We start from the raw sequence: 13,178 nt of genomic DNA, 5'->3' as shown, positions 1-13,178 counted from the left end.
GAAATGTTTGACTTGCTCATTTGCTTTTTTGATAGTGTGTGCTCACTTAAAATTTAACGTTGGCGCTTTGTTTTGTTCAGTTTTCAAAGAGCAATATCTTTCGGAACAGCTTATTTATAATAACATTTTCATCGCTGTGAGTCAACAACTTTTTTAAAACTTTTTAAAAGTTTGTAATCTGTTTGCAACTCGTTCGTAACGACAGATATAAATATAACATCATTACGTTAACTGCGCAATACCTTTTTTAAAGTTTTTTTGAGATAATGTTGTTTTTCTTTCAAGCCCTAGAAACCATTCTATTAAAAGGCATGAAATTATAATAAAAAAACAAAAACCGAATGGGACATACCAGGATCATGAGCTATGCCCAATGATCCCAGCCATCCGAATTCGGCCTGCAATCAATATTCATTTTGCCTATTAGCGATGTCTCATCAACGGGAATAACAAGACGTCACGTATAGACGGAGAATTGGTCAATAGCATAACCAAACGGTCAACACCAATTCCAAGTCCGCCAGTTGGCGGCATTCCATATTCTAACGCCTCCAAGAAATCTTCATCCATTTCATGGGCTTCATCATTACCTTGCTCCCGTTCTTTCAATTGAGCTTCAAAGCGTTGACGTTGATCAATAGGGTCATTTAGTTCCGTGAAGGCATTTGCATGCTCCCTACCCACAATGAATAACTCAAAACGATCTGTGAAACGGGAATCTTCCGGGTTTTTCTTTGCTAAAGGAGAGATTTCCACTGGATGGCCATAGATGAATGTAGGTTGAATTAACTTATCTTCAACCTTCTGTTCAAAAAATTCATTTACGATATGCCCGAATTCCATGGATTCCTTAATTTCAATCCCATTTTCTTTAGCAAGCTGCTGGGCTTCTTCTTTACTCATTTGAGTCCAGAAGTCCACACCAGTATATTCTTTTACAGCATCAACCATGTGAAGTCGTTTCCATTCCGGTTTTAACTCTATCTCATACTCGCCATACTGGATGGTAGTCGTGCCCAGAACTTCTTGAGCGATATGGGCAATCAGGTTTTCCGTTAAACTCATGATATCTTGGTAATCCGCATATGCCTCGTATAATTCGATCAATGTGAATTCAGGATTGTGTCTTGTGGATACTCCTTCATTTCTGAAAACACGGCCAATTTCATAAACTTTCTCCAATCCGCCGACGATTAAGCGTTTTAGATGAAGCTCGATGGCAATCCTTAAATTCAATGGCATATCCAGGGCATTATGGTGAGTAAGGAAAGGACGTGCTGCAGCTCCACCAGCAACAGAGTGCAGTAGAGGCGTTTCCACTTCCAGGTATCCATGATCGTCCAAATACCGTCTCATTGCTTGTACAATGCGACTGCGCATGATCAATGTGTTTTTGCTTTCCTCATTTGTGATTAAATCGACATAACGCTTCCGGTAACGCTCTTCAACATCCTTTAGGCCATGAAATTTATCAGGCAACGGGCGAAGCGCTTTAGCAAGGAACACATATTCTTTAGCTTTAATGGAAAGTTCCCCGACTTTCGTTTTGAAAATGACGCCAGTTACCCCTACGATATCGCCAAGATCCGTTTGGTTGAAAATTTGGTAAGAATCTTCACCAATGTTATCTAAACGGACGTAGATTTGGATTTGACCGCTAATATCCTGGATATGGGCAAATCCCGCTTTCCCTTTTCCACGCTTCGTCATGACACGGCCAGCGATCGTAACTTCAATTTCTTTTTCTTCAAGATCTTCTTTTTCTAATTCACCATAAGCACTGACTATCTCCTGAGTGTTATGGGTGCGCTCGAATCTGCTCCCGAAAGGGTCTTGTCCATTATCCATCATGGCCTGCATTTTATCGCGCCTTACCTGCAGTTGGTCATTCAATTCTTCATGACTCACGAAAATCATCTCCATCTTTATTAATAAATGCATTATATAATTAATCAGAAATTCTTTTGCATACATATTTATTCTTACATAAAGTAAAGGAATTCAACAGCTTTTTATCTTAAAACATTGTTTATGTACATATAAAAACTGCCAGGATTACTGGCAGTTTAAGATAAGCGTATTATAGGAAAATAGGAAGGTAATGTCAAACATCAGACCATTTGGATATTTTGTTGCTTCGCTTCTATATCATCAACAAGTCCATATAGAAGGCTAACAACATCTTCCCTTGTTTCACAAACATTAATTCCTTTGCGAGCATTAGCATTCCCTTTAACACCTTTTAGATACCAAGAAGCATGCTTACGCATTTCACGAACAGCGACATTTTCATTTTTCAACGCAATTAGACGATCCATATGAAGCACGCAAACGTCCATCTTTTCACGAACAGAAGGTTCATCCATCAGTTGACCGGTTTCTAGATATTTTACAGTCCGGTAAATCATCCACGGGTTACCTAGAGCTGCACGGCCGATCATGACTCCATCAACACCCGTTTCCTTCAGCATTCTTTCCGCATCCTCTGGAGTTTCCACATCACCGTTACCGATAAGGGGAATATTAATTGATTTCTTCACTTCACGGATGATGTCCCAGTTAGCTTTTCCTTCATACATTTGAACTCGTGTTCTGCCATGCATGGAAACAGCTTTACCACCTGCGCGTTCAACAGCCTGGGCATTTTGAATCGCAAAAACGTGCTCATCATCCCAGCCTATGCGCATTTTCACCGTTACCGGCTTTTCAACAGCATCAACCACCGCTGAAACCATTTCATAAATTTTGTTTGGATCGAGAAGCCATTTCGCGCCCGCATCACATTTCGTAATTTTTGGGACTGGGCAGCCCATGTTGATATCAATGATGTCAGCATTTGTATTTTTATCTACAAATTGTGCTGCTTCGACCAAAGATTTCTTTTCACCGCCAAAGATTTGCAAACTTAACGGCTTTTCTCTTTCATCTATATAAAGCATATTCATCGTTCTAGCATTTTGTAAAACGATTCCCTTGTCACTGACCATCTCCGCACAAACAAGGCCAGCACCAAATTCCTTGACGGTCAAGCGGAATGCCGAGTTACAGACTCCCGCCATTGGTGCTAGCACTACCGGATTCTTCATTTCTATATTGCCAATTTTTAACACGGTGTGCCTCCTATAACATTCTTTCATTTATCCTCAGGTGGCTCAAGCTCCTCAATGGAAACATGAAGAACTTCCGCCACTTCCAGTAAAAATGCTTCTGAAGGGTTGCGGTTCCCTCGTTCGACTTCTCCCAACAAGGAAACGGAAACGCCTATTTCTTTCGCAAACCCTTCCTGGGTATAACCCTTTAACTTTCGAAAAGCGCGAATACGCCTTCCCCATTTTTCACCTTCCATAATCGAACTCCTTCTTTATCCGAAATCTGTTCAAGCAGGTCGCTCAAAGGTGCATGAATTTGCGGAAGTGATATATCAGGGTCCACTTCCATTAAAGGCACGATAACAAAAGCCCTCTCGTGCATACGAGGGTGCGGGACTGAAAGAATCTCTGTCTCAATATTTTCATGATTATATAACAAAATGTCAAGGTCTAAAGTACGGGGACCCCACCTAATTTCCCTTTTTCTCCCTAATTCTTGTTCGATTTTCATACAAGCGTGAAGTAGTTTTTCGGGTTCTAAATCGGTTTTCACTTTAAGGACAGCATTTAAAAAACAGTCCTGATCTTCAAATCCTACCGGGTCCGTTTCATATAAAGAAGAGCATGCAACCAACTTAATATGCGGATTTTCAGACAATAATTGGAAAGCCCTTTGGAAAGTTTCAAGGCGATCACCTAAGTTCGACCCTATCGAAAGGTAAGCAACATTTACCACAATCAGCGACCCCTTACAATCTCTATGGCAACCGAATCATAGTGGCCTGCTATTGGAGGATCTGGTTTATAGACCTTCACGGTGCATGTCTCGATGGAAGAATATTTATTAAGCAATTCAGAGGCAATTTTTTCAGCAACAGCTTCCACTAACTTAAAAGGTTCTCCCTCGACAACACTTTTACACACTTCATATAACTCACCATAGTTGATCGAGTCTTCAAGGTTGTCACTCTTCCCAGCCTTGGCTAAATCAGTCTGGACGATCAAATCCACTTTAAACCGCTGACCAAGCTTCGTTTCTTCCGGAAAAACTCCATGATAACCGTAAAATTCCATTTTATTCACATATATCTTATCCATTTCATTCACCTTTTCCTAATAGAGCATCCATCATCTTTGCAGTCCGTGCCATTTCCTTCACATCATGTACACGAACCATTTGACAGCCTTGTTGAATGCCATGGCAGATCGTGGCGGCTGTTCCTTCCATTCTCTCATCAGGTGGCAGGTCCAGAACATGTCCAATCATGGACTTTCTTGATGTGGCTAGCAGTACGGGATATCCTAATGATACCAGCTTATCAAGATTCCTCATCATTTCTAAATTTAACTTTAAGTCTTTCGCAAAGCCAATTCCCGGATCGAGAATGATGTTTTCATCCTTGACTCCTGCATCCTTTACCAACATGATGCTTTCGAATAAATCTTGAAGTACATCCCGAACAAAGTGTCCATAACTCATATTATCCCTGTTATGCATCAAGATAATCGGCACCTTATATTCCGCAGCAACTTTTGACATCAAGGAATCGGCCTTTCCTCCCCAAATGTCATTTAATATATGTGCTCCTGCTTTTACAGCCGCTTCGGCTACTCTTGATTTATATGTATCGACCGATATTGGTACCTCAATATTACGGGATATGGCTTCAATAATCGGGGCGACCCTCTCTATTTCCTCTTCATCCGATATCCTCTCATAGTTAGGACGTGTGGACTCCCCGCCTACATCCAATATATCCGCTCCGTCGTTGACCATCCGTTCGGCATGCTTCAAAGCGGCATCTATCCGATTATATTTCCCGCCATCCGAAAAGGAGTCTGGCGTAACATTCAAAATCCCCATAATTAAGGTTTTATTGCTGTAATCCAAATCAAATGAACCGCATTTTATTTTTGACGCTCCAGCTAATGACATCCAACGTTCTCCTTCACCTAAAGAAATCTATATATACGAGTTTACCCATTTACATAGGCATAGTGCAAGTTCCATGAAGATTTGGAACGCTTCTGCAGACTTTACTACAAAAAGAAAAGCAAAGCCCCTAAGGAACTTCGCTTCTAATTTTTAGTGTCTTGTCTTACTCAAAGTTATATAATGGCGTACTTAAGTAGCGTTCACCATTACTTGGTATGATGGCAAGTACCTTTTTGCCTTTACCCAGTTTGTCTGCCACTTTAATGGCAGCTGCAATTGCTCCACCAGAGGAAATTCCACCGAGGATTCCTTCCTCTTTTGCTGCACGGCGGGCATAATCAAACGATTCCTCTGTATTGACTTGAATGATTTCGTCATAGAGATCTGTATTCAAGATACTTGGGACGAAGCCTGCACCGATTCCTTGGATTTTATGAGGTCCTGGAGTTCCACCCGATAATACCGGAGAGTCCGCAGGCTCAACAGCGTAAATCTTAATGTCAGGGTATTTTTCACGCAGGACTTCACCAGCACCCGTTATGGTTCCGCCAGTACCGATTCCGGCAACGAATGCATCCAGGCCTTCATCACCAAAGGCTTCAACGATTTCAGGTCCTGTGGTGTTCCGATGAACTTCAGGGTTGGCTACATTCTCGAATTGCTGTGGAATGAAGTAACCTTTTTCTTTAGACAGCTCCGTCGCCTTTGCGATTGCACCCTTCATTCCTTCAGGTCCGGGAGTAAGGACTAATTCTGCGCCATAAGCACGAAGCAAGTTGCGGCGTTCCAAACTCATCGTCTCCGGCATAACCAGAATTGATTTATAGCCCTTTGCCGCAGCTACCATCGCAAGTCCTATTCCAGTATTTCCGCTTGTAGGTTCAATGATCGTATCACCTGGCTTAAGGGTACCATTTTTTTCTGCCGCTTCGATCATCGCAAGGGCGATACGGTCTTTTACACTACTGCCTGGGTTAAAATACTCAAGTTTCAGATAAATATCTGCACTGTTTTCATTTTGAAGCTTGTTTAACTTCACAATAGGCGTCTGTCCAATTAGATCGATTACAGAATTAGCTATACGTGCCATTTTCTCCACTCCTTATCATTTCAAATACCGAGTATGTTTATTGGTTTTATAAATTTAAAGTTACCAGTTTTTATGGTTCATTGTCAATGATTATATACTATATTCTAAATTTTCTCACACAACCATTGACCTACTTTTGTTCTTTCGATCCATAAAACCATTCTACATCAAATTCGTCCCAGAAAATTTTCCCTGAGACCGGTGCCTGAATCTGTTCAAGAGCTATTTGACGGTGAATCTTGTCTTTAACTTCTTCATATTCATACTGCTTGCCCTCTATTCTTTCATGCAGATAGATGACGGCCCAGCCTTCTTCCGTTTGAATCGGATCACTCCACTTTTTTACCTTCAATTTCTCGGCAGCGGTAATGTACTCCTTGGAGACTTGCTCGTTATCCTGCGATATATAACCCATGTCCCCTCCTTGATTGGCAGTGAATTCATCAAGGGACTTTTCCATCGCCAAGACATCAAAGGAGACTCCTTTCTTCAGTTCACGTACAATTTGATCCGCTTGCTTTTTTGTAGATGAGGTAATATGGGAAATATGGAAAGCAGTAGGGATTCTGTAGATATCCTTATTATTATCATAATGATTCCGCATTGCCGTTTCGGAGACCGAAACGTCCTTCGTGAGGAGCTTCTCGAGGAGGAGACTCGACTGAATTTCCTGCCTCAGTTGATCGTTACTTTTATTAAGGTTCTGACCGGCAGTCCCATACATCGTTTTCATCATTTTAAGTTCCCGATCAAGCTCTTCATCCGAAATTTTTACTTTGTATTTTTCAGCTGCCTGTTTCACGACCTCTTTATCGACCATTTCTTCAAGTACATCTTCCCCATATCTTTTTTCGAGCTCATTAATCCATGCGTCCCGGGAAATATCCTTGGATCCAACCTTTGCGGCCGTTTCTTCCCCGATGACGGATTTTGAAATGATTAGTGGTTTTATGACAAAGATAATGATAGTCAATAGGTTCAACAAGGCAAGGGCAGCAATAATTGCCCGAAGCTTTTGTTTTGGCAAACCCTTATCCCCCGTATATTATTTTTTGGCTTCCGCTTCTAGTTCCTCGAGTTCTTCCTTCGAGAATTGGTAGGTCTGATTACAAAAATGACAATGTGCCTCCGCTTGTCCCTCTGTCTCAATGATATCCCTAATCTCAGCTTGCCCCAGGCTAATCAATGCATTTGCAATTCTTTCCCTAGAACATTGACAGGAGAATTGGACATCCATTTTTTCTAGTATATCCACATTGCCCTCACCTAAAATTTCGGTTAGGATTTCTTCAGGAGTCATGCCGCTTTGAATCATCTTAGAAACAGGCGTTATCGTGCTTAGTCGATTTTCGATTTTTGAAATCGTATCTTCGGATGTACCAGGCATCAACTGGATGATGAATCCACCCGCTGCAAGGATTGAATTATCCGGATTCACCAGGACCCCAACCCCCACAGATGAAGGCACCTGTTCGGAAGTAACAAAGTAATAAGTGAAATCTTCACCTAATTCTCCCGATACAAGCGGTACCTGACCTGAAAAGTAATCACGAAGACCGATATCTTTGATAACAGTCAACAATCCATCAGTACCCACCGCTTTCCTTACATCCAGCTTTCCTTGCTCATTCAAATCAAAGTGGGTTTGCGGGTGAGTGACATATCCGCGGACTTCCCCCTTTGCATTGCTGTCGACCAGGATGGAACCAATCGGTCCACCGCCCTCGATTTTAATCGTCAGTTTTTCTTCACCTTTTAACATTCCGCCCATCATAACGCCTGCCGTCATCGCCCGTCCAAGGGCAGCTGAAGCAGTAGGCCATGTATAATGGCGCCGCTGGGCTTCACCTACCGTGTCTGTTGTTGAAACAGCATATGCCCGAACCTGTCCTTCATAACCTAATGCCTTTATTAGATAATCCTTCATTTATTTTGCTCCTTTCATGCTTTTTGTTACTTCTTCACTTGCTCACGATTACGTTTATAAATCAACTGCAACCCCTTCAAGGTCAAAAATGGCTCCACTACGTCAATCACAGTAGACTCATTGGCAATTAAGGTAGCCAATCCACCCGTTGCTATTACCGTTGGTTCTAAATTACTTTGCGCCTTAATTCGATTAACGATTCCTTCTACCTGTCCAACATACCCATACAAAATACCAGACTGCATGGCGGACACCGTATTTTTCCCAATAATCCCCTCTGGCCGGCTGATTTCTATTCTTGGAAGTTTGGCCGCCTTTGAATAAAGTGCCTCAGTAGAAATATTTATCCCCGGAGCAATGGCTCCGCCCATGTATTGTTTATCCTCATTTATATAGCAATATGTAGTTGCCGTGCCAAAGTCCACGATAATGAGAGGGCTTCCATATTCCTGAATGCCTGCAACGGCATTAACGATTCGGTCCGCACCCACCTCACGCGGATTTTCGTATTTAATATTCAAGCCAGTTTTTATTCCAGGTCCAACTATAAGCGGTTTAATACCAAAGTATTTTTTGCACATGCGTTCAAGCGCAAACATAATTGGCGGAACTACCGAAGAAATGATGATTCCATCAAATTGATCAAACGAAAGATCTTCATGTTGCAGCAAAGACTTTATGACCATTCCATACTCATCTTCTGTCTTGTGACGGTTAGTCTCAATTCGCCAATGATATTTTAAAATATCTTCATCGTATACGCCTAATACAGTATTCGTATTCCCAACATCCAATACAAAAATCATCGTTTCATCACTCCGGTAAATTATTCTCCAACATCATACCACACTGTTATTTTACCACGCTATTAGTCGCACTTTTCGAAAGGTTCCACAGAAAATTCATCATAATTAATTCAAGAGTTAAGAAAAGGGTATTTCCGAGGCGGAAATACCCTTTTGAATTCAGTCAACTTAAGACTTTTTATTGTCATCTTCGTTCGGGAAGGAAAGCGGCTGATCTTGAGGCGCACCTTCTTTGATTGGAGGGGTATTCAATCCTTCCTCCGTTATTTCAAGGTCCTCAGGTCCTCTCTTATCCAATGGATCTAATAAGGCCTCTTTTTCTTCCTTCTTCGTATTGATGTTAACCTTGACATTCTCATCAGTGGTTAAATTCCCATTAAGGGCTGTATAATCCCGTTCCGGCAATTTACCATTATGGAATAAACTTTTGATTTGTTCAGCATCAAGTGTTTCCACTTCAAGCAGGGTTTTTGCAACCAAATCAAGTTTTTCACGATTTTCAGTAAGAATCGTCTTACATCTTTCGTAAGCTTCCTTGATGATACGTTGAATTTCAAGATCAATTTCATATGCTATTGCATCCGAATAGTTTTGATCATTGTTGAAATCCCGGCCTAGGAAGACCTGACCTTGTGAATTACCGAATTGAAGTGGTCCGAGTTTACTCATGCCATATTCCATAACCATGCTCCGAGCTATGCCCGTTGCACGTTGGAAGTCGTTATGCGCACCGGTACTCACTTCTCCGAATGTAACTTCTTCGGCTACACGGCCACCCAATAGACCTACGATTTTATCTTTAAGCTCAGGTTCCGTCATGAAGAAACGATCTTCTTTCGGCAGCATAACTGCATAACCGCCAGCTTGACCACGAGGGACGATCGTAACTTTATGAACGACCTCGGCATCATCCAGAACCAATCCAATAATGGTATGGCCTGCTTCATGCCACGCCACGATATTTCTTTCCTTTTTGGAAATGACACGGGTTTTCTTGGCCGGTCCAGCGATGACGCGATCCGAAGCTTCATCCAAATCGGACATGTCGATCTTCTTCTTATCTTGACGGGCAGCTACTAGCGCCGCTTCATTCAGTAAGTTTTCAAGATCTGCACCAGAAAATCCTGGAGTACGCTGAGCGATCGCTTTCAAATCGACTGTTTCTGCTAAAGGTTTATTGCGTGCATGCACTTTCAGAACTTCTTCACGGCCCTTAACATCAGGACGGCCTACCGTTATTTGACGGTCAAAACGTCCTGGACGCAATAATGCCGGATCCAATACATCAGCACGGTTAGTCGCGGCGATGATTATGATTCCTTCATTACCACCGAAACCATCCATTTCAACCAATAGTTGGTTCAATGTCTGTTCACGTTCATCGTGACCGCCACCAAGACCTGCGCCACGTTGACGTCCGACTGCATCAATTTCATCGATAAAGATGATACATGGTGCATTCTTCTTAGCATTTTCAAACAGGTCACGAACACGGGATGCACCGACACCCACAAACATTTCAACAAAATCAGAACCACTGATTGAGAAGAAAGGAGTTCCGGCTTCACCAGCCACTGCTCGTGCAAGTAAAGTTTTACCTGTACCAGGAGGTCCAACTAAAAGTACCCCTTTAGGAATACGGGCTCCAAGCTCGGCAAATTTGCGAGGATCTTTCAAGAATTCAACAACCTCGACAAGTTCCTGCTTTTCTTCGTCCGCTCCGGCAACATCATTGAAGCGCACTTTTTTCTTATCATCATTATACAATTTCGCCTTACTTTTCCCGAAGTTCATGACGCGGCCACCACCGCCGCCCTGAGCTTGGTTAAGTAAAAAGAAGAAGAGGATAAAAATGATTACAAATGGAATGATGGAAGTGAAAAATGTCACCCAGCCACTTGTTTTTTCTGGAGGTTCCACAGTGATGATGTCCTTATCCAACTTGGTTACGGCATCATTGATTCTACTTTGAGAATATTCACTGAAAGGCACGTACGTCACAAAGAATTTGTTTTCCTCATAACCTTTGAGCTTTCCTGTGATTTCAAATACACTGCTTTCGGGCTGCATCGTCAGTGCAGTAACATCCCCATTCTCCAAATGCTTATAGAATTCATCTTGGGTCATTTTCTCCGTTGGTTCATTGTTATTATTAAAAATGCTTACAATCCCAATGATGACCAAAAAGATCAGTAAATAAAATATGGTATTACGGAAGATCCGATTCATCCCTTACCTCCTCCCACGGGTAAACAAACTATAGTAAATACTATCATACAAAATTAATGAATTACAATAATTTAACACCGCTGTTTTTATCTGGTCTTCTCTTTCAAACAGGTACGATTAATTCGAGTAAATTTCAGGCTTCAATATGCCAATATACGGGAGATTACGATACTTTTCGGCAAAATCAAGACCATATCCGACAACAAATGCATCCGGAACGATGAAACCGGCATAATCCGGAGTGATATCCGCTTTCCTGCCTGTTGGTTTATCCAATAAGGTAACGATTTTAATTGATTTTGCTTTTCGATAACGGAAAAGTTCCGCAAGATAGCTAAGAGTCAAACCGCTGTCGATAATATCTTCGATGATTAAAATATCCCGGCCTTCAACCGATGTATCAAGATCTTTGATGATTTTCACTTCACCGGAAGATACAGTGGAGTTACCATAGCTTGAAACATCCATAAAGTCCATTTCAAGATGTGTATCCACACGTTTCAGTAGATCTGACATAAATGGCATGGCGCCTTTCAGTACTCCGATGGCCAACGGGAACTTACCTTGGTAATCGGCTTCAAGCTGCGCACCCAATTCCCTGATTTTTTTTTGAAGTTCTTCCTCCGATATTAAAACCTTTTCAATGTCGTTTTGCATGGTCATTGTAATTAATTGCCCCCCAAGAAGAATTAAGCTTTTTTATATTCTAAGTAGATTAAAGATTTTTCATCAGAAATTATATCCGGCTCAATATTCGATTTCTTTAAACCAGGTAGCCAAATGGCCGTTCCCGTTTGATCGATGATGACCGGCCACACATTTCTTTCTAGCATCGGGATCTTTTCATTGATAAAAATATCCTTTAACTTTTTAGTTCCACCCAATCCCTTGACGGCCATCCGTTCGCCTTCATTCCTGGTTCGGACTGTAAGAGGAAACTGAACAGCTGATTCGGGAAGAATAAAAGAATGATTTCCTCTAAGTACCGGAATTTCTTCTTTTATATAGTGCGCTTTAATCTTATATCCATTCGGAAGAATAGTCTCACCGGGAATTTGTAAATTAAGGGAATATTTAAGGCTTTTTTGCCGAAAAAATCTAAAAGTGCAAGTTTGATATGATTTTTCCGCAATAAGGCCCTCCGGAAGATGCAATTCTGCAGATGGTTGAGGATTCAAAAACAAAACTAAAAGTTGGTCAATATGTAATGCCGAAAGCGATGAAGGTCTCTCCAAATAAAGATAGTTTAATATTAGTTGAATCGCCCTTCTTTGTAAAGGTTTAGGCATCGCGAGAACCTTATCAATCAGAATAACCGCTTGATCTTTATCCTGTCGGATCCAAACCTCGGACATTTTGCTTGAAACCATTTTCAAAAAAAACTCTTCATCTTCATAAAGCTCTTCACTGAATCGTTGAAAATGCTCATGAACCTTTCTATTTTCTTTCTTTAAAAATGGAAGGACTTCATGTCTAAAACGATTTCTTGCATAGACATCCGTTTCATTGCTCGGATCAAACCTTGGTTTAATATTATGAAGGCCCGCGTATTCGATTATTTGGCTTTTCGTGATCTCAAGAAAAGGCCTGATCAGATTTCCGGTATGGAACCGCCTCTTTATGGGAATACCCGCTCTTGCCTTACCTGTCGCCCCTCTTGTTAAGCGCATGAGCATCGTTTCTATTTGATCATCCCCATGATGCCCCAGGACAAGCGTGGAGGCTTGATGCTTATCCATCATTTCTTCATAAAAAGCAAAACGCAACTTTCTTGACGTAATTTGTGAACTTTCCCCCGTCTGCTCCATCCGGGCAGGAACATCAATCCTTCTTCCCTCGAATGTAATGCCCCACCGTTCACATATATGCTCGACATATTTGTAATCCTCATAGGATTCTTCACCACGAAACATATGGTCAACACTTGCAACGATCATCTCGTAATGAAAAAGAGGTTGAATTTCCTTAAGGATATGGAGAAGCACCATTGAGTCCGGTCCTCCGGAAACGCCTATTAGCAACTTCGAGTGTTCCTTAATCAATTCGTTTCTATAAATGGTGCTCAGAACTTTTTCCTTTAACATACAATCTTCCTTCTTTA

General features: G+C 41.5%; 13 protein-coding genes. All 13 read right to left on the bottom strand.

Features of this window, described 5'->3' with window-relative positions; all coding sequences use genetic code 11:
* Positions 1–423: 423 nt before the first annotated feature.
* Positions 424–1,923: a lysine--tRNA ligase gene (gene lysS / locus BW986_RS28180; RefSeq protein ID WP_179086183.1), complete on the bottom strand. Its 1,500-nt coding sequence runs from the start codon at positions 1,921–1,923 to the stop codon at positions 424–426.
* A gap of 188 nt (positions 1,924–2,111) precedes the next feature.
* Positions 2,112–3,110 carry a tRNA dihydrouridine synthase DusB gene (dusB, locus tag BW986_RS28175; RefSeq protein WP_076372989.1) on the bottom strand — a complete coding sequence of 333 codons (999 nt, stop codon included), beginning with the start codon at positions 3,108–3,110 and terminating at the stop codon, positions 2,112–2,114.
* Between the two features lie 23 nt (positions 3,111–3,133).
* On the bottom strand, positions 3,134–3,346 hold the full coding sequence (locus BW986_RS28170; RefSeq protein ID WP_076372987.1) for a helix-turn-helix domain-containing protein: 213 nt from the start codon (positions 3,344–3,346) through the stop codon (positions 3,134–3,136).
* Complete coding sequence (folK, locus tag BW986_RS28165) at positions 3,298–3,825, bottom strand: 2-amino-4-hydroxy-6-hydroxymethyldihydropteridine diphosphokinase (RefSeq protein WP_076372985.1); 528 nt, start codon at positions 3,823–3,825, stop codon at positions 3,298–3,300. Before folK ends, BW986_RS28170 begins: the two co-directional genes overlap by 49 nt.
* Before the next feature lie 2 nt (positions 3,826–3,827).
* A complete protein-coding gene (gene folB / locus BW986_RS28160) occupies positions 3,828–4,187 on the bottom strand; it encodes a dihydroneopterin aldolase (protein ID WP_076372983.1) in 360 nt (119 codons plus the stop codon).
* A gap of 1 nt (position 4,188) precedes the next feature.
* Entirely contained in the window at positions 4,189–5,025 is an 837-nt protein-coding gene (folP, locus tag BW986_RS28155) for a dihydropteroate synthase (RefSeq protein WP_076372981.1), read from the bottom strand.
* 163 nt (positions 5,026–5,188) lie between these two features.
* Positions 5,189–6,115, bottom strand: a complete 927-nt coding sequence (cysK, locus tag BW986_RS28150; protein WP_076372979.1) for a cysteine synthase A — start codon at positions 6,113–6,115, stop codon at positions 5,189–5,191.
* Between the two features lie 130 nt (positions 6,116–6,245).
* Positions 6,246–7,142, bottom strand: a complete 897-nt coding sequence (locus BW986_RS28145) for a peptidyl-prolyl cis-trans isomerase (protein WP_076372976.1) — start codon at positions 7,140–7,142, stop codon at positions 6,246–6,248.
* A gap of 18 nt (positions 7,143–7,160) precedes the next feature.
* Complete coding sequence (gene hslO, locus BW986_RS28140) at positions 7,161–8,042, bottom strand: Hsp33 family molecular chaperone HslO (RefSeq protein WP_076372974.1); 882 nt, start codon at positions 8,040–8,042, stop codon at positions 7,161–7,163.
* A 26-nt stretch (positions 8,043–8,068) separates the two neighbouring features.
* Complete coding sequence (locus BW986_RS28135) at positions 8,069–8,848, bottom strand: type III pantothenate kinase (RefSeq protein ID WP_076372972.1); 780 nt, start codon at positions 8,846–8,848, stop codon at positions 8,069–8,071.
* Between the two features lie 168 nt (positions 8,849–9,016).
* A complete protein-coding gene (ftsH, locus tag BW986_RS28130) occupies positions 9,017–11,077 on the bottom strand; it encodes an ATP-dependent zinc metalloprotease FtsH (RefSeq protein ID WP_081395832.1) in 2,061 nt (686 codons plus the stop codon).
* 117 nt (positions 11,078–11,194) lie between these two features.
* Positions 11,195–11,734, bottom strand: a complete 540-nt coding sequence (gene hpt / locus BW986_RS28125) for a hypoxanthine phosphoribosyltransferase (RefSeq protein WP_076373001.1) — start codon at positions 11,732–11,734, stop codon at positions 11,195–11,197.
* 32 nt (positions 11,735–11,766) lie between these two features.
* Positions 11,767–13,161: a tRNA lysidine(34) synthetase TilS gene (tilS, locus tag BW986_RS28120; protein WP_076372970.1), complete on the bottom strand. Its 1,395-nt coding sequence runs from the start codon at positions 13,159–13,161 to the stop codon at positions 11,767–11,769.
* Positions 13,162–13,178: the final 17 nt, after the last annotated feature.

It is taken from the genome of Peribacillus simplex (assembly GCF_900156045.1).
In the GTDB taxonomy this organism is placed as follows: domain Bacteria; phylum Bacillota; class Bacilli; order Bacillales; family DSM-1321; genus Peribacillus; species Peribacillus simplex_D.
This window is presented reverse-complemented; position numbering and strand designations above follow the sequence as displayed.

Excerpts from the sequence above, each read along its gene's own strand:
- folP (WP_076372981.1), bottom strand. The coding sequence starts at position 5,025 with ATGTCATTAGCTGGAGCGTCAAAAATAAAATGCGGTTCATTTGATTTG.
- BW986_RS28135 (WP_076372972.1), bottom strand. The coding sequence starts at position 8,848 with ATGATTTTTGTATTGGATGTTGGGAATACGAATACTGTATTAGGCGTA.
- BW986_RS28170 (WP_076372987.1), bottom strand. The coding sequence starts at position 3,346 with ATGGAAGGTGAAAAATGGGGAAGGCGTATTCGCGCTTTTCGAAAGTTA.
- lysS (WP_179086183.1), bottom strand. The coding sequence starts at position 1,923 with ATGGAGATGATTTTCGTGAGTCATGAAGAATTGAATGACCAACTGCAG.
- cysK (WP_076372979.1), bottom strand. The coding sequence starts at position 6,115 with ATGGCACGTATAGCTAATTCTGTAATCGATCTAATTGGACAGACGCCT.
- tilS (WP_076372970.1), bottom strand. The coding sequence starts at position 13,161 with ATGTTAAAGGAAAAAGTTCTGAGCACCATTTATAGAAACGAATTGATT.
- ftsH (WP_081395832.1), bottom strand. The coding sequence starts at position 11,077 with ATGAATCGGATCTTCCGTAATACCATATTTTATTTACTGATCTTTTTG.
- folB (WP_076372983.1), bottom strand. The coding sequence starts at position 4,187 with ATGGATAAGATATATGTGAATAAAATGGAATTTTACGGTTATCATGGA.
- hslO (WP_076372974.1), bottom strand. The coding sequence starts at position 8,042 with ATGAAGGATTATCTAATAAAGGCATTAGGTTATGAAGGACAGGTTCGG.
- hpt (WP_076373001.1), bottom strand. The coding sequence starts at position 11,734 with ATGCAAAACGACATTGAAAAGGTTTTAATATCGGAGGAAGAACTTCAA.